Source organism: Marinicella meishanensis, from assembly GCF_019931145.1.
Taxonomy (GTDB): Bacteria; Pseudomonadota; Gammaproteobacteria; order Xanthomonadales; family Marinicellaceae; genus Marinicella; species Marinicella meishanensis.
In genome coordinates this window covers 98,582-121,380 of the sequence record NZ_JAIOUV010000001.1, presented here as the reverse complement: position 1 = coordinate 121,380, position 22,799 = coordinate 98,582, and the positions used below count along the sequence as shown (strand labels likewise).

General features: G+C 53.3%; 16 protein-coding genes. 9 read left to right on the top strand and 7 right to left on the bottom strand.

Going from position 1 to position 22,799, the window contains the following annotated elements:
• The first annotated feature begins 4 nt into the window (after window positions 1-4).
• Together K7G70_RS00505 and K7G70_RS00500 are read left to right on the top strand one after the other, a co-directional pair.
• The gene (locus K7G70_RS00505; protein ID WP_223786629.1) at window positions 5-1,666 is read left to right on the top strand and encodes a BatD family protein; all 1,662 of its coding nucleotides are present in this window, start codon (window positions 5-7) and stop codon (window positions 1,664-1,666) included.
• Between the two features lie 69 nt (window positions 1,667-1,735).
• Window positions 1,736-2,452 (top strand): YebC/PmpR family DNA-binding transcriptional regulator, encoded by a 717-nt coding sequence (locus K7G70_RS00500; protein WP_223786628.1) that lies wholly within the window; start codon window positions 1,736-1,738, stop codon window positions 2,450-2,452.
• Window positions 2,453-2,476: 24 nt separating this feature from the next.
• Here the strand turns inward: K7G70_RS00500 and K7G70_RS00495 are convergent, their stop codons facing one another.
• From K7G70_RS00495 to K7G70_RS00465, 7 genes are read right to left on the bottom strand one after another with little or no spacing between them, the layout of a single operon-like run.
• Window positions 2,477-3,208 carry a glutamine amidotransferase gene (locus tag K7G70_RS00495; RefSeq protein ID WP_223786627.1) on the bottom strand — a complete coding sequence of 244 codons (732 nt, stop codon included), beginning with the start codon at window positions 3,206-3,208 and terminating at the stop codon, window positions 2,477-2,479.
• A gap of 2 nt (window positions 3,209-3,210) precedes the next feature.
• Window positions 3,211-4,986, bottom strand: a complete 1,776-nt coding sequence (locus tag K7G70_RS00490) for a GspE/PulE family protein (protein ID WP_223786626.1) — start codon at window positions 4,984-4,986, stop codon at window positions 3,211-3,213.
• The gene (locus K7G70_RS00485; RefSeq protein ID WP_223786625.1) at window positions 4,970-5,674 is read right to left on the bottom strand and encodes an ABC transporter ATP-binding protein; all 705 of its coding nucleotides are present in this window, start codon (window positions 5,672-5,674) and stop codon (window positions 4,970-4,972) included. The genes K7G70_RS00490 and K7G70_RS00485 overlap by 17 nt, the downstream gene beginning before the upstream one ends.
• Window positions 5,674-6,636: a FecCD family ABC transporter permease gene (locus K7G70_RS00480; RefSeq protein ID WP_223786624.1), complete on the bottom strand. Its 963-nt coding sequence runs from the start codon at window positions 6,634-6,636 to the stop codon at window positions 5,674-5,676. Before K7G70_RS00480 ends, K7G70_RS00485 begins: the two co-directional genes overlap by 1 nt.
• 12 nt (window positions 6,637-6,648) lie before the next feature.
• Entirely contained in the window at window positions 6,649-7,974 is a 1,326-nt protein-coding gene (locus tag K7G70_RS00475; protein WP_223786623.1) for an LSm family protein, read from the bottom strand.
• 11 nt (window positions 7,975-7,985) lie between these two features.
• Window positions 7,986-9,722 (bottom strand): phospholipase D-like domain-containing protein, encoded by a 1,737-nt coding sequence (locus K7G70_RS00470; protein WP_223786622.1) that lies wholly within the window; start codon window positions 9,720-9,722, stop codon window positions 7,986-7,988.
• Between the two features lies 1 nt (window position 9,723).
• Window positions 9,724-10,290 carry a 4'-phosphopantetheinyl transferase family protein gene (locus K7G70_RS00465; protein ID WP_223786621.1) on the bottom strand — a complete coding sequence of 189 codons (567 nt, stop codon included), beginning with the start codon at window positions 10,288-10,290 and terminating at the stop codon, window positions 9,724-9,726.
• Window positions 10,291-10,301: 11 nt separating this feature from the next.
• Between K7G70_RS00465 and K7G70_RS00460 the strand changes: the two genes are divergently transcribed.
• From K7G70_RS00460 to K7G70_RS00430, 7 genes are all read left to right on the top strand, one after another.
• Window positions 10,302-11,432 carry a class I SAM-dependent methyltransferase gene (locus K7G70_RS00460; protein WP_223786620.1) on the top strand — a complete coding sequence of 377 codons (1,131 nt, stop codon included), beginning with the start codon at window positions 10,302-10,304 and terminating at the stop codon, window positions 11,430-11,432.
• 112 nt (window positions 11,433-11,544) lie between these two features.
• On the top strand, window positions 11,545-12,465 hold the full coding sequence (folE2, locus tag K7G70_RS00455; protein WP_223786619.1) for a GTP cyclohydrolase FolE2: 921 nt from the start codon (window positions 11,545-11,547) through the stop codon (window positions 12,463-12,465).
• 508 nt (window positions 12,466-12,973) lie between these two features.
• Window positions 12,974-14,692 carry a choice-of-anchor B family protein gene (locus K7G70_RS00450; protein ID WP_223786618.1) on the top strand — a complete coding sequence of 573 codons (1,719 nt, stop codon included), beginning with the start codon at window positions 12,974-12,976 and terminating at the stop codon, window positions 14,690-14,692.
• Window positions 14,693-14,859: 167 nt separating this feature from the next.
• Entirely contained in the window at window positions 14,860-15,762 is a 903-nt protein-coding gene (locus K7G70_RS00445) for a helix-turn-helix transcriptional regulator (protein WP_223786617.1), read from the top strand.
• 208 nt (window positions 15,763-15,970) lie between these two features.
• On the top strand, window positions 15,971-19,381 hold the full coding sequence (locus K7G70_RS00440) for a hypothetical protein (RefSeq protein WP_223786616.1): 3,411 nt from the start codon (window positions 15,971-15,973) through the stop codon (window positions 19,379-19,381).
• A gap of 361 nt (window positions 19,382-19,742) precedes the next feature.
• The gene (locus K7G70_RS00435) at window positions 19,743-21,461 is read left to right on the top strand and encodes an FG-GAP-like repeat-containing protein (RefSeq protein ID WP_223786615.1); all 1,719 of its coding nucleotides are present in this window, start codon (window positions 19,743-19,745) and stop codon (window positions 21,459-21,461) included.
• A 13-nt stretch (window positions 21,462-21,474) separates the two neighbouring features.
• Complete coding sequence (locus K7G70_RS00430) at window positions 21,475-22,782, top strand: Vgb family protein (RefSeq protein ID WP_223786614.1); 1,308 nt, start codon at window positions 21,475-21,477, stop codon at window positions 22,780-22,782.
• Window positions 22,783-22,799: the final 17 nt, after the last annotated feature.

Sequence of the window (22,799 nt, the reverse complement as noted above, 5' to 3'; positions counted from 1 at the left end):
CGCCATGTCACGGTCAGTGACTGGCATCATCGCGCTGTCCTTGCTGCTGCTCAGCAGCTGGGCTCAAGCAGCCATCAAAGCGGCGGTGGATCGCTCCACGGTGTTGTTTGGCGAATCCCTGACATTGACCATCACGGCCGATAAAAACACCAACAGCCAACCGGATTTCACCTTGTTGGATGCGGTTTTTCACGTGGGCCAAACCGGCAAATCTTCCTCCACCCAAATCATCAATGGTGAAGTCAATACCCAAACCACTTGGCAGGTGTTGTTGGTGCCTAAGTCATTGGGAACCCACCTGATTCCACCGTTGGAAGTGGATGGTGAGCGCACCGAAACCATCAAAATCACCGTCAACAAGCCCGACCCCAATGCCCAGGCCAAAGGCGATTTGTTCATTGAGTTGGAGACCAACAAAGACAGCGCTTATGTGCAGGAAGAAATTTTGCTGACGGTGCGGCTGATGTACGCCATCAACCTCAAGAATGGGGCTTTGACTGAGCCCGGTGGTGATGGGGTGATTGTGCAACAAATCAGCAAAGGGGCCAACTACACCACACAACGAGATGGCAAAACCTACCAGGTGTTGGAGCGCAAATACGCCATTTATGCCGAAAACAGCGGACCATTGACCCTCAACCCGTTGGTTTTTGAAGGCGAGGTCACCGACAACAGCCGCCAGTCTTTTGGTTTGTTTCAACGCGGTCGACCGGTGCGTCACGTGTCCGAAATGCTGGACTTGGAAATCAAACAAATTCCGCCCGAATTCGTCAACCAGGCCTGGATCCCAGCCCGGCAAGTGACCCTGCAACAAAGCTGGTCACAAGACCAACCGTATCGGGTCGGCGAACCGATCACCCGCACCATCAACCTGACGGTGGCTGGACAGGCCGAAACCCAACTGCCAGAGCTGCAATTGGCTGACATCGATGGGGCCAAAATTTACCAAGACAAAACCGACACCATCACCCGCCAGGACGGGCAACAATTGATTTCATCCAAGGTCATCAAATATGCCATCATACCCACCCGCCAAGGGTTGTTGGAGATCCCGGAATTCACCCTGGATTGGTTTGATACCACCAGCCAAAGCGGCAAAGTGGCACGCATCCCGGCCACCACACTGGCGGTGGCGGCGGCCGATGCCAGCACCGTACAAGCTCCACAAGCGGTGGACTTCAACCCACCAGCCATTCAACCCACGGCGGTGCCCATTGGTGAGCTGGTGAGCCCTGAGGCGACTGGGTCTGCGTTTGTCTGGCAGGTCTTGACGGTGGTGTTCGCGGCGTTGTGGCTGTTCACGGTCATGCTCTGGTGGCGACGACCGGCACGCCGAGTCCACGCCAGCGCAGCTGAGGCGGCCCCCAACAACCCAGTGGCCATCAATTCGTTGGCCCAGGCGACCCCCAGTGAAGTACAACAGACCTTGATTAATTGGTGGAATCAGGCACATGAGCAACGGGTCACCAACTTGGGTCAAATCAGCGCCCAGTTGGCCGACGGTGAACCCAAAGCGGCGATCGATGCTTTACAACAACAGCTGTATGGGGCGGCGACGACCACCGCCGAGCCGCAGCCTTGGCCGGTTTGGATCAAACAAGGCTTGTTACATCCGCACAGCCAGCAAGCGCCCAAGGCCGTGGGCTTACCCGGCCTGTATGATTGAGTATCGGGTTTTGCAAACCGCGCTGAACGCGGTAAAATAGCGGCCTTTCAGTCATTAACCGAGATCACCATGGGAAGAGCCTACCAAAACCGCAAAGAATCGATGGCCAAAACTTCGGATGCCAACGCCAAGGTATACAGCAAGTTCAGCCGGGAAATTTATGTGTGTGCCAAAGCCGGCGGCGCCGATCCGGATGCCAATTTGGCTTTGCGCAGTTTGTTGGACCGGGCCAAAAAAGCCCAGGTGCCGGCCCATGTGATCAAAAACGCCTTGGACAAGTCGCAAGGTGCCGGCGGCGAAGATTTCGCCGTGGCCCGCTACGAAGGCTATGGCCCGGGCGGGTGCATGGTGATTGTGGATTGTTTGACCGACAACCCCAACCGCACCTTTGGCGATGTGCGCCTGTGTTTCACCAAAACCGACAGCAAAATCGGCACCCAAGGCACCGTGATGCACATGTTTGATCATGCCGCCATCCTGGTGTTTGACGGGGATGACGAAGACACCATTCTGGAGGTTTTGATGGACGCCGATGTGGACGTCACGGACATTGAATCAGAAGACGGTAAAATCTCTGTGTTCACCCCCCACACCGAATATTTCAAGGCCAAACAAGCCATTCAAGACGCGGTTGAAGGGGTTAATTTTGAGGTCGATGAAATTCAATTCATTCCACAAACCACCACCGCCATTGGGGCCGACGACCTGCCCAATTTCGAAAAATTCATTGCCATGTTGGATGAGTTGGACGACGTGCAAAACGTGTTCCACAATGCCGAAATCTGAGTTTCACTGCAGATGCATTGACCTTCAAGCCGCCCGCCGTTGCTCAGCCAGCTGGCGAAAGCGACGCAACAAGGCCGTGGCCTCTGGACAGGGTCTGAGTGCCTCAATCATGGCCTTGGGACTGTGGTCCTCCTGGCGCAATTCTGGGCTCCGGGTTTCGATGTAATGCTGGGTGATCGTGGGGTTCCATTCGGGGTGAAATTGCAGCCCCCAAATGACTTGCTCGGCATGAAACGCGTGGTGCTCATCCAAGGCACAATGGCCCAGTAAAGTGGCGCTCTGAGGCAAACGGGTGGCCACCTGTAAGTGTGAAGCCAGGGTGTCAATGGCACCCAGCGGCGCAATGGGTCCGAGCAAGGGATCATCGGCTGCGGCCGCACTCATACTGAAGCGACTGAGCCCCAGGTTCCTGCCATGAGGGTTGTAAGCCACCTGCCCGCCCAACAAATCCACCAACAGTTGATGGCCAAAACAGACCCCCAAAGTGGGGATGTGGTGGGCCAGGCTGGCTTGCAGCCAAGCTTGGGTCTTTCTCAGCCAATCATCCTGGTCGGTGACCATGGCCGCCGAGCCGGTGATGATGACGCCGGTCAATTGCTCCGCAGCTTCGGCCATGGCCGGTAAGGGCTCGTGGCGATGCACGTTGATGACTTGGGCTTGGTCCAATTGCATGGCGTCACAGAACATCCGCGAAAACGGTCCGAAAGCACGTTGTGCTGAGGGCACCGGATCACCGGTTTGGATGATCAAATACATGGTCAGTGGTGTTGAAAATCGGGTGGTGCCAGGCGCATCGCTTCTTCCAATGAGGTGCTGCCGGCTTTGAGCAAATGGGAGATGGCAATGCGCAGCGGCATCATGCCCTGCTCATAGGCCGCCGCCGCGACTTTCTCAGAAGGCACGTCATTGCGGATCAAACGCCGGACTTGGTTGTGAATCGGCATCATCTCAAACACCCCAGAACGGCCGTGATAACCGGTGTTGCGACACTCATCGCAGCCTTTGGCCTCAAACAATTCCTTGGGTGGCTGGATGTCAAATGGGTGCACCATGGAGACCCATTTCTCGGCGTCCACCTTGGTGGGTGATTTGCAGTGTGGGCACAACAAACGAATCAGGCGTTGGGCCAAAACCCCGGCCAATGTACTGCGCAACAGGTAATCGGGAACCCCCAAATCCAACAAGCGGTTGATGCTGGAGGGGGCGTCGTTGGTGTGCAATGTGGACAGCACCAAGTGACCGGTCAAAGAGGCTTGCACGGCCATTTGAGCGGTCTCCAAATCACGGATCTCACCGATCATGATGATGTCCGGATCTTGGCGCATCAAAGTCCGCACCCCGTCGGCGAAATGCAGCCCGATTTTGGGGTTGACCTGCATTTGATTCAAGATCGGATCGACCATTTCAATGGGGTCTTCGACGGTGGACACATTGACTTCTGGGGTGGCCAGTTTTTTCAGGGTGGAATACAAAGTGGTGGTTTTACCCGAGCCGGTGGGCCCGGTGACCAACACGATGCCGTGCGGTCGGTCGATCATTTGCCGCCATTGTTCGGCCTCGGTTTCACTGAAGCCCAAGTCTTGGTAGTTGACCACCACCGCGTCCGGATCGAAAATCCGCATCACACATTTTTCACCAAAAGTGGTGGGCATGGTGGAGACCCGCAATTCAATTTCGCGGTTGCCTTGGGACACGGTTTTGATGCGGCCGTCTTGTGGTCGCCGTTTTTCTGCCACATCGATGCGCGACAGGATTTTGATGCGGCTGATCACCGCCGCCATCACCGCCGGTGGCAAGTCGTAGACCTTCAACAATTTGCCGTCGATGCGAAAGCGGATCAGGCAATTGTCGCGTTTGGGTTCCAAGTGGATGTCACTGGCCCGTTGATCAAAGGCGTATTGCAACAACCAATCAACCAAACCAATGACGTGCTGATCGTCGGCATTGAGGTCTTTTTTGCCGCCCAATTTGACCAGTTGCTCGAGGTTGAGCACGGGGTCATTGCTTTTTGACTTGTGCAGCTTTTTGGCGCCCTGGACCTGACGGTTGACGCCATAGAACTCAAACAACAGGCGTTGGATGTCAATCGGATTGGCATGCACCCGCTTGATTTTCTGGCGATGTATCTTTTGGATGTCAATGATCCACGCGGTGTTTTTGGGGTCAGCCACCGCGATCACGATCTCACCGGTGTCCACCGCTACCGGCAGGATCTGGTGCTGCCGGGCGTAAGCTTGTGAAATGACCTGGGTGACTTGATTGACGTTGATCTTGGTCGGGTCAATTTTCAGGTAATCCAATTTGTTGATTTTGGCCACCCATTGGGTCAAAAACTCCATGGTGATGGGCTTGCCGGTCTGGATGTTGGTCAGCTTGTTGTCCACAATGGAGATGTAGGGATGGACCGAGGCAGAGGTCACCGAAGATTTCTCCAACAACTTGGCAAATTCTTTTTGTGAGATGATTTTGGCCTGCAGCCATTGCTTGGCAATGGTGGCCATGAAGTTGGTGCTTGTTTTACTCGCTGCGGGCATCAAACAGTTGATCCAGGTTGGTTTGATTCAATATTGTAGCGGAAGTACCCGCCAGATAACAGTCATTCGCCATCAGCATCAACACATGGCTGCAGTGGTGTTTGATAACTTCCAAATCATGGCAAACCATCACCACGCAGCGTTGTTGGCTGTATTCAGCAAACACCTTAAGGATCTGTTGACGGTAGACCACATCCAAGTGATTCAAAGGTTCGTCCAACAACAAAAAGTCCGATTGTTGGGCCAAACAGGTGGCGATTTCTACTTTGCGCCGTTCGCCACCGGACAATTTAAGGATGGAGCGGTCTGCCAGGTGGCTGATGCCACAGGTCTCAAGGGCTGCGGTGGTGATGGCTTGATCTTGTTGCTTTTTGCTGCGCCAAGGAAAGCGGCCCATGCCCACCGCATCGCGCACCGAAAACGCCAAACAGGGTTCTTGGTCTTGCAACAAAAAACTGACTTGCTGGGCCCGCGCGGCGATGTCCAGCTCAAACAGGTTGTGCCCGGCCACTTGCACCCGCCCTTGACGTGGCTGGCTGATGCCCGCCATGGTTTGCAACAGGGTGGTTTTGCCGACCCCGTTTTGTCCGACCACGGCCCAAAACTCACCGGGCTTGAAGGCCGCGTTGAGGTCTTTGAACACCGTGAGGTTGTCTTGATGCAGGTGCAAGCCTTCGATGGTCAGCATCACACCCTCCGATTGAGCCACAAAAACACCGGCACACCAATCATGGCAGTAAAAATACCCACCGGTAATTGCAGGGGACTCATCACCGTCCGCGCCAAGGTGTCGGCAGCCAGCAAAAAACAGGCCCCAACCAACAAACACATGGGGATCAATTGCCGGTGTTGATAGCCCGCCATCATCCGCACCAGGTGGGGAATGATCAAGCCCACGAAGCCAATGGTGCCGGCTTGGGCCACGGCCATGGAGGTCAACAGGGCCGTGATGATGAACACCAGCAAATTGATGCGGTGGGCATTGACCCCAGATTTGATGGCAAACAACTCACCCCGGGCCAACAGGTCCAGGGCCCGGTGCCGCCGGAACAAAGCCACCACACTGATGAGCAACAGCACCGGCATCAGCACATTGGGTTGGGCGTAACTCAAATCCCCCATCAGCCAAAACATCATGGATTTAATTTGTTGACCCGAAGCGGTGGTCAACATGAAACTGATGAAGGCGGCAAAGCCAAAAGCCATGACCACGCCATTGAGGGTGATTTTGTCGGGCCTGATGCGGCCTTCATAGCTGAGTTTCAACAACAGCAAGGTGGCCAACAAACTGCCCACAAAACCAGCCACAAACAGGCCATGTTGGGACCAGCTTAAGCCAATCAGAATGACCATCAATTGGACACTGGCTGCCCCACCTGAGACCCCCAATAGGTACGGATCGGCCAAGGGGTTTTTCACCAGGTTTTGGATCAACAGACCGGACAGGGACAAGCAACCTCCCACCAGCAACGCATTGATGATGCGCGGCAAGCGCAGCTGCCAAATGATGTTGAAATATTCAGACTCGGGGTTGAACAGGGCCGTCAGGGGCACCGATACGGTGCCCACAGTCAATGATGCCACGACCAACAGCATCATCAGCAACAGCCAGAACCACCATTGCCCCAGCAGCTTGCCAGTGACCGCCATCAGTCCGGGCGATCAGCGACTGACGCTCATCGACACCACGTCTTTGCGGGCTACCGTGATGGTGGCATTACCGCGCATGTATTTTGAAGAAATGGTCAGTTGATCGCTGTCAATGGACATCAGGCGGCCGAATATGGGTCGTCCCCGTTTGGTCCTGACTTTGATGTTTTGTCCCACCGCTTGTGACCAATCAGAAATTTTGGTTTCATTGACACTGCGGCCGATGCTGCGGGTGATGGTTTTCAGCAACTCTTTGGGTTTGTTGGCTTCGGCTTCCAGGCGTTCAGCCTCCTTTTGTTTGGCTTCCATTTCAGCCCGCAAGGTGTCCATGTCCAGTTCCAAAAAGTCAATGTCGGCCAGTTCGATCTTTTGGTATTCATTTTCGCCCAGGGCCGCTTCGATGTTCACCTGGCCATAGAACTGGGTTTGGCTCATGTCGGTCACTTCAAAGATGTACTTGGGTTCGATCAATTGGAAAATGGCATTCAGTTCGATGTTTTCAGACAGCGCCCGTTGGTATTGGTTGCTCAAAAAATCGGGCATCTCTTTGCCGGCGTAAACACGCAGGTGTTTTTGGATTTCTTCGGCGCTTTTTAAGCGATATGCGGCGAATGAATTTTTGTTGTATTGGGCACACATGTCATTGCGCTTCTTATTGAAACCTTGGTCTATGTGGTAGTAATACAAGGTGTCCATGATGGTGTCATGAAAGGTGATGCGCTCAATGTCACTGGGGCGGGTCAGGGTGCCTGACCAGGCAATGAACCAATTGCCCGGGCTGTCGATGTTGACATTAAAGTCGATGTGGTAATCATCCACCAATGAATAACTGACTTCCATATTGAAGGTCGGTGCCATGGGGAAAATGGCTTGCCACTGGCTGTTGCTGAAGGCCGGTCCAGGGCTTTCGCCACAGCCAAAAGCGCCCAAGTATTGCGCGGCCATCGGCCAATAGTTGGCTTGGTTGATGGCTTGCTGTAAGTCATTGCCGTCGCCAGACACCCGAACATTGCTGAATGATAGGGTCATGTTTTTGGGCATGTGGGTGATCAGGCTTTGGCTGCCAGAGAACAACAGCTTTTTCATGTCCGTGTGGACTTTGATGGAATTGATATGAATCGATTGTTGGAATCCTTTGGGGCGAAAAGTCAGACCACTGATGGAGACTTCGCCATTCAATGAAGTGCTGACACCTTGTTGTGACCATTCACCCAAGTGACTGAGGTGGCCGATGATGCCTTCGGCAAAAAACTGGCTGTTGTGGTTGATGCGCCAATACGGCAAAGCCACCGCCGCCAACAACACGGCCAAAATAATAAGTTTAGTTCTGTTATTCATATTCTTCTCTGTTACATCACAGGTTCAGCAAAACCAGCAAAAGCGGATATTATTATCGTTTGTATTTGTTTGGAAGACAAATTGACATTAGGGAAATTGCCAATGGCTTCATAATTTTCATAAAAATCAGGGTGATCGGGTGGCACTTCAGGATAGCCCGCTTTCAGTCGATAACTGGTTGAATAGCGAAAAGGCCAGATGTCAAAAATCGGCAGTTTGCGTGAAATGGTGGCAATGATGCCACTGATGTGGCTGAAAAAGGGGATTTGCTCTTTGGCCGCCACCACCCAACTGTTTTGGTCCAACATGTCGGTTTCGATGTTGGCCGTTAAGGCCGCCGCGAAAGCATCGCTGTAAATCACAAAGCCCGATTCGGTGTTCAGCACATCTGAGCGGGGATCAAAATTATGCGAGCCGATCATGGCGATGTGGTCATCAATGACAAAAGATTTGCCGTGCATGCCAATGCGGGTACTTTGATTGACGGTGTGTTGGGCAAAGTGCTCGGTGATCATGCCAGGTCGGTCTTTGTATTCAAAAATTTGCATTTGCAGCTTTTTCAAATAAAAGCGCTTGTATTTATAGGAAATGGCATAGACGTAATAGGCGTCGGTTGAGGCCAGGGAGTTGGTTGACACCAACAAGTCCAACTCGGGGTTCTTCTTGCGCAGTTTGCGCAAGGTTTTGCGGGCTTGCCGACTGAACACCAAATAGGGTGTCTGGATCAATATTTTGTGCTGGGCAGAGGCAAAAATTTGATGAATTTGTTGGGTCAGCTGCTCGTTGGCTTGGCGTGCTTCCCGATTGAATGGTTTGTCGTGAGTATCGCTGAAATAATCAACCCGATCCACTTCGATGATGTGGGGAAAAAAGGTGGCAATCACCTGCGGCAAATCCTGTGCCCGGGCCAGCAGGTTGACTGCTTTTTCACTCAAGGGCTGTTGCCAATCAATTTTAGATTGTTCGTTGTTGAGGATGCGGGCGCTGACATCGCGCAGGTGTTCCACCGGCACCACATGGGGACTGGTCCAAAAGCTGTCAAAAGAAGTGGTCATGTCAGCGACCACCGGACCGATGGCCAACACATCCCGGTCTTTGTAGTTGAAATTCTCGTCCCAGTCATAGTAACGACTTTGGTAATTGCGACCTCCCACGATGCCATAGCGGTTGTCCACAATGAAGGTTTTGTTGTGCATGCGCTTGTTCAAGCGAGCCATGCAACAGGCCATGGCACTGAAGAATTCAAACGGCGAGGTGTGGGCGTCCTGAAACACCGGGTTGTACAACTTGAATGACAGGTTTTGGTGCAAGGTGGCCAGGTCCGTGACCAACCAGGAATTGCCCATGGAAAACAACTGGTCAATGACGACATTGACTTTGACCCCGCGTTTGGCAGCAGCCAACAACTCGCGCAACATGAAATGACCGGCTTCATCATTAACCCAAATGAAGGTTTGGATGTCGATGGATTCGGTGGCGGCCCGAATCAGATGAATGCGGGCCAACAAAGAATCTTCGCCATGATCCAACAACAGCATGCGGTTGCGTCCGTGATCAGTGGCCAAGTGAAATTGGGCCGCAAAAGGGCTGGGCAGCGCGCACCGGTTGGGCTCAGACTCAGGACAGGTGATGGTGTCGTCTTTCTTGACTTCAATCACTTGTTCCACTTGCCGAATGGTTTCCTTGTTCACGGCACAGGCATTGAGCAGCAAGAACAGCAGCCAACTTGTTGATATCGTGCGTTTCATGTCATGCCAAATGATTGATCCAGATCCGATTGAAAGGTTGTGCGCAAGCCACCGCGCAAGCATAACCGGCAATGTCTTGGGTGGTCTTGATGTGCTTGTCGGGCATCACCGCTGACTGGCCTTGGGCCAAGCCCAACACCGATCGATTCAAATAAGACCACAGGTTGCCGCCGTCCAATTTACACCAAGCTTCCTTCAGCGTCCACAGTTGATAAAACATGGACCGGCGGGCAGCCGCTGCCAGCGGCTGCATGGCCGCCAGTTCATCGTGGCTGAAGTAGCGGTCAGCGAGTTTTTGAAAAGCGTGGTTGGGGCGCATGTATTCGACATCCACCCCGACCTCTGCGGTGGTTGAGATGACGTAGGCATGGAGGTTGCGACAATTGCTGTGAGAAAAATAAACCGCTTCATTGACAAAGGGTTTGCCGTGGTCGTTTTTGTGAATGGTCAGGGTTTTTGAGGTATTCAGTGTGTTTTGTAACAACTGCTGTAAAATGGCGTCTGAGTGGGGTTTGGCCTCTGCTTTGTTCTGATAGGGGTTGTTGTGCAGCCAAATTGTTAAATCCATGTCCATCCAAGATGTCCGATTCACTGTCTGAAATAAAACGTTCATTGCAACACAAAATCACCGCACAAATCAAACAAAAAGGTGCGATTAGTTTTGCTCAATTCATGCAAATGGCTTTGTACGAACCGGGGCTGGGATATTACAGCGCCGGCTTGCATAAATTGGGTTCGGCCGGTGATTTTGTCACCGCCCCTGAGTTGGGCTCGCTGTTCGCCCGCTGTCATGCCGTCACTTTTGCCCGCGTTTTGACCGCAGTTACCCGACCAACGGTGGTGGAACTGGGCGCTGGGACTGGGCGTTTTTGTGTCGATGTGCTGCAAGCTTTGGATCAGTTGGGGGTGCTGCCCGAGCGCTATGTGGTGGTGGAAATCAGCGGTGATCTGCGGGCCGTGCAACAACAAGCCGTGGCCCAATTGCCCGCCCATTTGGCGCGATTGGTGAGCTGGGAAGCGCAGCCGCCTGCCACCCCTTTTAACGGGATTGTGTTCGCCAATGAAGTGCTTGACGCTTTACCGGTGGAAGTCTTTCGTTGGCAAGATACACAATACCAACGCCTGATGTTGGTCGATCAAGGCGGCCAGTTGACCGAAGTCTGGCATGGGTTTGATCACGCCATGGCGGCCCAATTAGACCAAATGGATTTGCAGGTGGAATCCGGTCACCGAGGAGAATTCATCCCCCAGCTGAAACCGTGGTTGGCCTCGATCACGGCAGGTTTGCAACAAGGGATGGTGCTGTTGGTGGATTATGGTTTTGGGCGACGAACTTTGTATCACCCCCAACGACGCCACGGCACCGTGGTTTGTCACCGCCGCCACCAAGCCAACTTCAACCCCTATCAGGACGTGGGTTTGCAAGACATCACCGCCTTTGTTGATTTCACGGCCGTGGCCGAAGCCATGGAAGCGGCCGGGTTGACGGTGCAAGGCTACACCACGCAGGCCGATTTTTTGTTGGCCACAGGCATCGAACAATGGTTGGACCCAGCCGCAGAATTCACCGCACATTACCGCTTGGTGACGGAAATGAAACAGTTGGTCTTACCCGAAGAAATGGGGGAAAAGTTCAAAACCATGGTCGGCACCCGCGGGTTGTCGGTGGCGATCCCTGGATTCCAGCACAACCGCTTCAATGACCTGTGAACCCGAAAGCGGGATTCAGAACGGCAAAAAGCAAGTGAAAGCAACCCGCGCGGTGCTTGAATTTGTTAAGATAGGCCTCATTATCAGAGCTTTGACCGCATAGACAGTTTCCGTGTTAGATTCCACCAACCAATCGTGTACCCTGCCAGACATCGCCGCTGAGGAAAAAGCCAAAGTGGGCGGTCAGTTGCAATGGGTGGGCATGAGTGACATCGAAATGCCGCTGCAGTTGCAGGCCGATGTTTCGATACCGCCGGCGGTGGCTCGCGTGCGGGCTGAAGTGTCGCTGGATGATGAGGTCTCCAAAGGCATCCACATGTCGCGTTTGTACCTGGCCTGTGATGAGGTCTTCAGTGGCGGTCGAATAGACTACCAACAGCTGCAACAACTGACCCATCAGTTTCTGGACTCGCATCGCGAACTCTCGCAAAACGCGTTGATAGAAGTTGAATCCGAAGCGCTGTTGCGCCGACCGGCCTTGGTCAGTGAGAATGCCGGGTGGCGATCGTATCCAATCAAGCTTTCGGTGGTTCAATGTCACCAATCTGGGCTCAGCCAATACCTGAGCTTTCAAGTGACTTATTCCAGCACCTGTCCCTGTTCAGCGGCCTTGGCCAGACAGTTGATTCAAGAAAATTTCAAACAAAATTTTGACCCCGGTGCGGTGGACTTTCAGGCCGTGGTGGACTGGTTGGGGTCGGAACAAGGCATCAATGCCACCCCACACAGCCAAAGAAGCTCAGCCGTGGTTAAAGTCAAATTGTCCAAACAACAACAGCAAGTGCCGTTGTTGAAAATGATCGACTTGGTCGAAAACGCTTTACAAACGGCCGTTCAGGCCGCCGTCAAGCGGGCCGACGAACAGGCTTTTGCGCTGCGCAATGGACAAAACTTGATGTTTTGTGAAGATGCCGCCAGGCGCATCAAACAGGCCTTGGGCAAAGAGCCTGCCGTTAAACACTTCCACTTACGGGTGACCCATCACGAGTCCTTACACCCCCACGACGCCACCGCTGAAGCCTACAGCGAATAACAGGGCGCGAGGCAGAATGGCCTGAAAAAAACCCAAAAAATATCTTGATTTTTTTGATTTATACACATTCGGTCATCTGACTTTCATAAAACAAGAATTTAGTTTGCAACATTGATTTTCAACGTTTGAAAAGTCTTTTAAGTGATTGAAATATATGATTTTTCATGTTTTGGTTAAAATTTAACCAAAGTGAATGAAATGTAAAGACTGCTGTTTTCGAAGCAGTGATTTGACCGCTTATCAACAAAGTTATCCACAGGCTCTGTGGATAACGGCAACGCCCGCTTGGTGACTGAATTTACACCCCAAGTGGCGCGGTGACAGGCTTGCGAATTGGTTTGTTTTTTTTGGCACAAAAGAGTCGGTGGTGGCGGGTCGGCACTGTGGTCCGTAAGCGACCGGGTCCCATGAACACCATTGGTCACATCGACGAAACCCTTAATAGATGCTTCCTATCTGCGCTTTGATCCACTACAATGAAAGGATTAAAGGAATAAACCAAACCACCATGAAGAATAAATTGTATTTGATCTTGCTGATGGCCGCTTTTGTGCATGTCACTGCCTGGGCTTGCCACACCCCGCAACAATCCGCCAAACTGAACAAAATGTATCCCGATTGGGACTTTGTGAAAATGATGCACAAAGCCCACAACCAACCTTACAAAGGCTACCAATTCAATGGACCGGCTGCATGTGAAAATGGCCAAGCCGATGTGTTTGCCTGTCACAACGTGGATTTGTTGGGTCATTTGGACTTGAATCAAATTGGCGGTGGTCAGGGTTCAGACAGTTGGGGCTGGAAACACGAGACCAGTGGTCGGTATTTTGCTTTGGTTGGTCGCTCCAATGGCACCTCTTTTGTCGAGATCACCGATCCGGCCAATCCCGTTTATTTGGGCAACTTACCCAGCACCAATGGTCAAGCCAGCGCCTGGCGAGACATCAAAACCTACCAAGACCATGCGTTCATCGTGGCCGATGACATCGAACACGGCATGCAGGTGTTTAATTTGACCCGTTTGTTGAATGTGCAAGGTGTGCAAACCTTCACCCCGGATCATTTGTATGAAGGGGGTGGTTTTGTCTCGGCCCACAACATCGTGATCAACGAAGCCACTGGATTTGCTTATCTGGTCGGTGGACAAAACAATTGTTTGGGCGGTTTGCACATGGTCAACATCCAAAATCCGGTGTCGCCGCAATACACGGCCTGTTATGATGCCGATGGTTACACCCACGACGCCCAGTGTTTGATCTATGCCGGACCAGACAGCGATCATTTGGGCAGAGAAATCTGTTTTGCCAGCAATGAAGACACCGTCACCATCGTCGATGTGACCAATAAGAACAACCCCACCATGCTCAGCCGCACAGGCTACAACGGCCAACAATACACCCACCAGGGGTGGCTCACGGCCGACCAAAAATATTTTTTGATCGACGACGAGTTGGATGAATTGGTGCGCCGCGATGCGGGGCTTTCAGACCACACCCGCACCTATGTGATGGACCTGACGGATTTGGACAACCCGGTGCTGACGGGATACCACGAAGCCGATGGCGTGGCGGTTGATCACAACCAATACATCGTTGACGGCCACACTTACCAAGCCAATTACATCCGCGGCTTGCGGATTCTCAAGCTGGGTGATTTGGCGGCCGCAGAAATGACCGAAGTGGCTTATTTCGACACCTATCCGGATCCCGATAACACGTCCAACTTTGGCGGTGCCTGGAACGTCTATCCGTTTTTTGACAACGGCGTGGTCATGGTTTCCGATGTCAATCGAGGGGTCTTCATTTTGCGCCCCAATTTGGCTGAAATCGTGGACATCGAAGCGCACCACTCGGGTTTGTGGATCAATCCCGATCAAGGCGGCCACGGCCTCAGCGTTGATGTGCTGCCCAACAACCAAATGGTGATTTTTTGGTACACCTACGACACCCAGGGCAATCAAATCTGGTTGCTGGGGGCTGGGTCGTATGCAAACAATTTGGCCACCTTGTCGGTCAATATGACTCGCGGTGCCCTGTTCCCACCTTTGTTCAATTCCAGTGATGTGGAGTTCACCGAGTGGGGCACTTTTGAATTTGAAGTGAGTGCTTGTGATGCCGCTAAATTCCGTTGGACCCCGAACCCTGGTCTGGGCTATGAAGCCGGCAGCTTGTCGATGGTGCCATTGGCCAGAAACGCGGGTCTGAGTTGCGAGCAAGACAGCGAATAAAGGCTGGTTTTGGCTGGAACACAGGGCGTCACAGCTGGTGCCTCTGATCCCCTGAAGGGGGGATAATGGGCCCCAACAAGCGGCGTTGAACCACTGAAAATGGGCTGAAATGAATTGCAAGGTGGGGCAATCTGTGTAATTATGTGATATATCAACTAAATGTGTCAATGAACAACCAACAGTCCCCACACGATGCCCCGATCATCCACCACGCTGATCAGCTTGAACTGGTCATGGACGAGATGTATTTTCCTGAAAAGCTGGGCAACAAGGTGCTGCGGTTTGTGTCAAATCAAATGGATGAGCAGGGTCGAATCATGCAGTCCTCGGTGGCTTATCAATCCATTTTTTCCTTGAAATACGTCATTGAAGGTCATGAAGAATACACTATCAATGGCCACAAAAAGTGGATCCAGGCTGGCGACACGTTGTTGGTGAATAACCGCCGGGATGTGGCCGTTAAATGCTCAGCCGATTGTTTTTCTGTGTTCATTGATGATCAAGTGATGGAAGCATTGGGGATGGCGCTGTTTGATCAAGAACTGCAATCCCTGAAACCTTTCAGCAGAGCCCACTGCCTGCCATTGCACTCGGCCCACCTGACCCGGATTTGGCACCAATTGTTGCGCCGTCCGCAAGCGGTGCTGGGTGAAGAGTTTTATTTGGAGTTGGGCTTGGTGTTCATGACGGCTTTCATGACCCATGAGGAAGCTTGGCACAAATTGGCTTGTCAAATGAAGCGCACTTCAAAGCGCATCAGAGACCAATTGGATGAGGCCAAAGAATTCATTTATGCCCATGCCCATGCGCCTTTGAACTTGGCGCAAGTGGCCAGGCAGGTTGGCACCTCTAAATTTGTTTTGCTCAGACGATTCAAGCAATTGTATGGCATCACACCAATTCGTTTGCACACTTGGTTGCGACACAATCGGGCCAAGCACTTGATTCAACATCATGGAACCAACCTCACCGATGTCGCAGAATGCTTGGGATATCCTGATGTCTACACCTTCAGCAAACAGTTCAAAAGGTTGTCTGGCATCAAACCCTCTGACTTAAAAAAGCAATGAATGACATGTTCAGCCCATGGCCATTCATTTATCTTGAACCCAGGGGCACGGCCCCAAAGCAAGCAGCCCCAGCATTTAATCTGGGCCTGGATTGGGCTTGAGCCCAACTAACCCATCACGCAGATGAATTCATCCGGCTGATGGCATAAAATGGTTGTAACCACCATCCAATGATGATTTTGGAGGTGAAAAACTGCAGGAGACCGACATGAAAAAATTCATTGTGATCAGTTTGCTGATGGGGCTGGTGTTGACCTGGTCAGCCACCCAACAACAAGTCAAGCAGAGCGGAGCTGGCATTGAACTGCCACGACCGGACGCCCAATACCCGGCGGCGGCTTATGAACGGCAGCAACATTTTTTGCAAAAACGATTGCCGGCCGGCATGGATCAACTGCCGATGGATCCTTACCGGGAAGCCATCAATGCCACCTTGCAAAAACCAGTCTTTTCAACCCGTTTGGGTCGGGCTTTGAATGCCCAAGAAAAGAGTTTGAAGTCGACCAAACAAGCAGCTGCCACAGCCTGGGAATGGTTGGGCCCTGGCAACGTCGGCGGACGCACGCGGGCGCTGTTGTTTCACCCAGAAGATCCAGCGGTGATGTATGCCGCCGGGGTTTCAGGTGGGGTGTGGAAATCAACCAACGGTGGGGACAACTGGCAGGCCTTGGCCGACAACATGGCCAACATCAATGTCGGTGCCTTGGCCATCAGCCGCCATGATCCCCGGGTGCTGTATGCCGGCACCGGAGAATTGTATCGCAAGACCCTGCGCCCATATTCCAGCATGACCGGTGCCGGGATCTTCAAATCCACCGACGGCGGTGAGACCTGGTTTCAGTTGTCAGCCACGGTTAATGAACAGTTCATGTACGTCAGTGATGTTTTGATCAGCCCCAACCACAGTGAGACGGTGTATGCCGCCACCAATTCTGGGGTTTGGCGTTCAACCGATGGCGGCCGAACCTTCACCCAAACCTTGAACCCGGTCTCTGACCAGGGCCAAACTTTGTTTGAAGGGTGTAATGATTTGAGCCTGCGTGATGATTTGGCCGACGATTGGTTGTTGGTTTCATGCGCCTCACGTTCGACCGATGACCGCTATTACCTGCCAGGCTTGTTGCCCGACGCCTGTGACGGTCCATGTGATGCCCGCATTTATGTCAATACCCAGGCGCAAAGCGGCGACGATTGGCAAATGACCCACACCGAACCGGGCATGGGCCGCACCGAAATGTCGATCCACCAAGCCAATCAAAACATCATCTATGCGGCATCGGCCAACACCGATGGTGGGCCTGATTTCAATTTTGATGGCCAGCCCGATCTGCACAACGGCTTGCACGCGATTTTTTATTCGGACGACGGTGGTTTGAGTTGGCAGGCGCGGTTGCGCAACACCGACAGCAACATCCTCAACACCCAATTGTTCTCCTATGCCGATGGGGCATTGGCCGCCTCATGTGGCAATCAAGCCCCTTGGTATTACAGTGCCGGTTGGTACAACCAAGCCATCGCGGTCAGTCCGACTGATCCCAATGTGGTGTGGGTCGGTGGCATGGAAATTTACCGCTCGGATGACGGTGGCCGCAATTTTGGCATGGCCTCAGACTGGGATGCTGAGTTTTACAACAACCCCGCGTATGACGGCGCCTATGTGCATGCCGACCAACATGGCTTCTACTTTCATCCGGAGTATGACGGCCAGAACAACCGCACCTTGTATGCCATCAACGACGGCGGCATTTTCTTGACCGAAGATGATTCACCTGCGGTCAAATATGGTGACACGGCACCGTGTTTGCCCGCCACCGATGGGGTGCAATGGCGCAGCATCAACAACGATTATGGCACCACCCAGTTTTATGCCGGTGGGGTGTTTTCCGATGGCCGTTCCTACCTGGCTGGCGCCCAGGACAACGGCACCCAATTCGGCAGTGACGTGTTTGGGGTGAATAATTGGCAGTGGATCAATGGCGGGGATGGCACCGATTTGGCCATCAACCCCAGCGATGACAATAATTTCTATGTGTCATCGCAGAATGCCAACATCCAACGCACCACCGATGGTGGCCAATCGTTCACCAGTCTGATTTCCTTTGCCCAGAATTCGCCCACGGTGACGCCGTGGCACAACCTCGGGGTGTGGCCCAATAAGATTTTTGTGACCCCCTTTGAAATCGATGAAAATGACCCCAATCGTTTGTTCTTGGGAGGCGATCGCTTGTGGCGCAGTGACGATCAAGGGGTGTCCTGGCATCAAGCCAGCCCCAGTGCCGGCAGCACCTTCAATGATTTGATTTCCGCGCTGGCGGTGGCGCCCGGTGATTCCAACCACGTGCTGTATGGCAACAACCAAATCATTGCCCGTGTCAACAATGCCTTGGACAACAGCGGTTTGTTCAACGTGTCTTTCTCCCGCCCACGAACCGGCTGGGTGTCGTCCCTGGCCTTTGAGCCGGGTAATCCCGATGTGGCCTATGCCACCTATTCCACTTTCGGTGGTCAACACGTGTGGCGCAGCACCAATGGCGGTGCCACCTGGCGGGCCATTGATGGCAGCGGAGCGGGTCAATTGCCCGATGTGCCGGTCCACAAAATCGTGATCGATCCGAATGATTCCCAACGCCTGTTCATCGGCACCGACTTGGGTGTGTTTGTGACGGTCGATGGCGGCGAAAACTGGGTGGTGGAAAACACCGGCTTCAGTCAAGTGATTGTCGAAGACTTGGTGATCCGCGAACCGGCCCAAGGCGGCGATCCACTGTTGTTTGCCTTCACCTACGGCCGTGGGGTGTGGCGGGTGCCATTGGCCGACTTGGATGGGGCGATTGATTTTGCCATCAATGATGAGGTCAGTGGCATTTGGTTCAACCGCGACCAATCCGGTCATGGTTTGCAGGTTCAGGTGATTGACTTGAACGGCACCCCGGCGGTGTTGGCGGCTTGGTATGCCTACATCGACGGTGAACCGATGTGGTTGATCGGGGTGGGCGAAATCTCCGGTAACCAAGCCACCCTGGATTTGAACATCACCGAGGGCACCGGTTTTCCCTTGGCCAATTTCGACCCTGATGACGTGGTACAAACCCCGTGGGGTACGGTGACCCTGGTGTTCGAATCGGATCGCAGTGCCCAAGTGATTTGGTCTTCCACTTTGTCGACTTACAACAACGGCAGCATGCTGATGGAACGGTTGACGCAGTTGGCTCCGGATGACAGCAGTGCCACAGGTCTGCGTTCCTGTCACAGCGGCTCGTGGTTCAGCACCGAACAAAGTGGCCATGGCTTTTTGGTCGAAGTGATCGAAGCCGGTTCTGGCCTGAACATGTTGATGACTTGGTACACTTATGTCAATGGCCAACAATACTGGCTGCTGGCCAACGGCCCCATCGATGGTGACGTGGCCACCATGCCGGCGATCACCGGCTCCGGCACCTCATTCCCCAACGACTTCAACCAAGACGATGTGGTGCTGACCGACTGGGGCACCCTGAGCTTCACCAAAGTCGATGACAACAATGCGGTGGTCAGCTGGACCAGCACCCTGCCCGGATTCCCAGATGGTGAATTGGCCGTCACCCGTTTGACCCAACTCAGCGGTTACGCGTGTGATTGAATAAGGTGGCATAAGCACAACCGCCGATCCTTAACCCGCAAACCCTGACCGGCCATGTACCCGGTGCTATTGACTTTTCAGGTGTTGCAGACCACCTGCTTGCAACACCTGACCCGCGCATGCAGTCAACCAGGCATGTTGCGTAAGAAAAAATAATCACATCACCGCCATTGAGACCTAATTTCTGCTCCGCCCAATTCGGTGGTGAGGCACAGGCACCTGATGCTCCAGACCATTCATCACAACCCATTGTTCCTCGATCAATAACGACAATAAAAAAGCAATGATTGACATGTACTAAGGGTTTCGTTTCGATTAATTTGGATGGTGCTGACAAACCATGAATGATCAGGAATTTGCTATGAATAGAATCCTTTCTTGGGCCATCACCACCACCATGATCCTGTGCTGTGGATCGGTGCATGCGCAATTTTCAGATGACACCCAAGTGCTGCAAAGCCACACGGGTGCTGGCTCTTATGGCTGGGCTGTATCCGAGCTGACAGACATCAACGGTGATGGGATTACGGACTACATCATTGGAGCCACCGGCACCCACACCACCGATGTGTTCTCTGGCGCCGATGGTCAGTTGATCCATCGCTTCACCCTGCCCGGTTCGAGTTTGGGATACGCCATGGCCGATGCCGGAGATGTGGACAACGATGGGGTGCATGACATCATCACGGGTGGGACTCTACTGAATGGATCCAGGGGGGTGGCCGTGGTCTATTCGGGTGCCACCGGCGCCCAATTGTGGCGCTTTGATGGTGAGCAAGCCGGTGATCGATTGGGTTCTGCTGTGGCCTCAGCGGGTGATGTGAACGGCGATGGGTTTGCCGATGTGTTGGTCGGGGCCGAGTCTTATGCCCCCAATAACATCGAAGCCGGTCGGGTTTATGTGTATTCAGGTCAGGATGGTCAATTGATCAGAACCCTGGACGCTGCCGCCAACCGCGATCGCTTTGGCGGCGGGGTTGGCTTGTTGGGAGATTTGAATCAAGACGGCATCCATGAGTTCATTGTTGGGGCCTACGATGCGGGCACCAATCGTGGGGGACAAGCTTATGTCTATTCGGGTATCGACGGCCAACTGTTGTTTACCTTGTTGCCAGATCCCGGGGCCAGCGCCTACGGTCAATTCTTTGTGGCTGATGCGGGAGATGTCGACCACGATGGTACCCATGACATCTATGTGGGCGATTACAACCATGCCGGTGGCAGGGGTCGCGTTTACATCTATTCCGGTGCCAACCAACAGGTCATCCATCGATTTTCCGGTCAGGCCGGGGAGGGGGTGGGTCCGGGTAGGCGCGCCGGCGATGTCAATGGTGATGGACATGCTGACTTGATCGTGGGCTCGTATACGGCGGGCCCCAATCAAGCCGGCAAAGTCACGGTGTTTTCCGGTGCTGATGGCAGTGTACTGCAGGTCATGCAACACAACTTGGCCAACAGCCAATTGGGCTTTGATGCCGTTGGCCTGGGGGACGTCAACCAAGACGGCAAAGACGACCATTTGTTGTCTGCCGCCAATGGCAATGTGGTTTATGTGGTGGCCGGTACGGTGGCCAAACCCGACCTCCAAACATTTGCCATCAACCCCGGCCTGTCCGGCGCTTGGGGCATTGAAGGGGCGGATTCGCAAGGCTTGATGTTTGACATCAATGATCAATTGTCATTTGTGTTTGGGGCTTGGTTCACGTATGCCGATGGCACCGCATCACAGACCACTGACCACGCAGCCGGTGTCAAGACCATTGGCGCCCCGGAACACCTGTGGTTAACCGCTTATGGTTCTTATGAAGGTGCCCAAGCGCCATTGACTTTGGCCTTGTCCAGCGACGGCTTGTTTGTGGACCCCAGCCCCACCGGCTTAACTGAAGTGGGCACGGCAGAATTGACTTTCAGCGACTGTCAACATGGATCGCTGACGTATGATTTGGCGATCCCGGATGGGTTGGTCGCATCGGGCCAGCTGAATTTGTTTCGCTTAACGCCCGATCGGTTTTGTCAAAACCTGCAAAGCACCGTGGATGAGCCACCATCGATCACCCACAAGCATTCACTCAAGCACTGAAGGAGGCGCCCCCATGCAAGCAATTCATCATCAATTCATTTGGCTGTTCCTGTGGTTGTTCATTTTCGGGGCAGAAGCCGGACAAGTGACGACCTTAACACCCACCCCATTCCAAGCCAGCGGGGATGTGGCGGTGGCCCCCAATGGTGACATTTTTGTGGCCGATTATGGGGTTAAATTAAGCCAAGCGAATGGCAGTCGCGTCTATCGGGTGACACCGGCAAGCGAGGTCTCTGTGTGGGCCACTGGGTTTTTCAGCGCCACGGGTAATGTCATCGGTCCCGATGGCGCTTTGTATCAATCCAATGGAGGCGCTGTGGGGGTTGACCGCATTGATGCGGCTGGCAACAAGACGCCTTATGCCCGCAACGGCGGCATTGCCGGGCCCATTGGCTTGGCTTTTGACTCCGCTGGCAACCTCTTCGTCAACAACTGTGGCAACAACACCGTATCCAAGGTGAACCTGGCAGGTGGGGTGTCTTTGTTTTCTGATTCGCCTTTACTGTCCTGTCCGAATGGCTTGGCCATTGATGAGGCCGATAATTTATACGCCGTGAATTTCAACAACGGCATCGTGGTGAAAATCACCCCCGCCGGTGAGGCCACTTTCTTTGCCCGCACACCAGGCGCCCCCAACAAACCAGCCGGTGGCAATGGCCACATCGCTTATGGCAATGATCAATTGTATTTGGTCAGCAATGCCACCCATCAGGTGTTTGGTTTGTCTTTAACGGGTGAATTGACCGTGATTGCCGGTTCGGGGCAAGCAGGGCGCGATGACGGGGATGCCCTGACCGCCCGCTTTTCCTTGCCCAATGGCATAGACGTCAGTCCCGATGGCAGCAAGCTCTATGTCAATGATTCTGCGGTGGTTGGCACCCAGGATGACATCGCCCCGAATGTGTTGCGGGTGATCGAACTGGATGACCCAAACAATGGCACCGGTATCATGCCCAATGATGGATTGACCGGTGCTTGGCATAATTTAGACATTTCAGGACAGGGCCTGTTGGTCGACATCAAAACCGACATTGGTTTGTTTTTCGCTGCCTGGTTCACTTATGACGATGAGGTTCAAGGGGCGCTGCGCTGGTTAACCATCCAAGGCGAGTTGGGATCCGGGCCCACCATTGAAGCGACCATTTTCAACACCACAGGAGGCCTGTTCAATGCCTTGAGTGAGACCGAGACCTTGCCGGTGGGTACCGCAGAAATGCGGTTTTTGGACTGTTCGACAGCGCAACTCAGCTACCAAATTGATGGTGGCTTAAGTGGCACAATCGACTTGGAGCGCAGTGTGCCCAATGTCTTTTGTGAGTGACATTAAAAAAAGGCCAG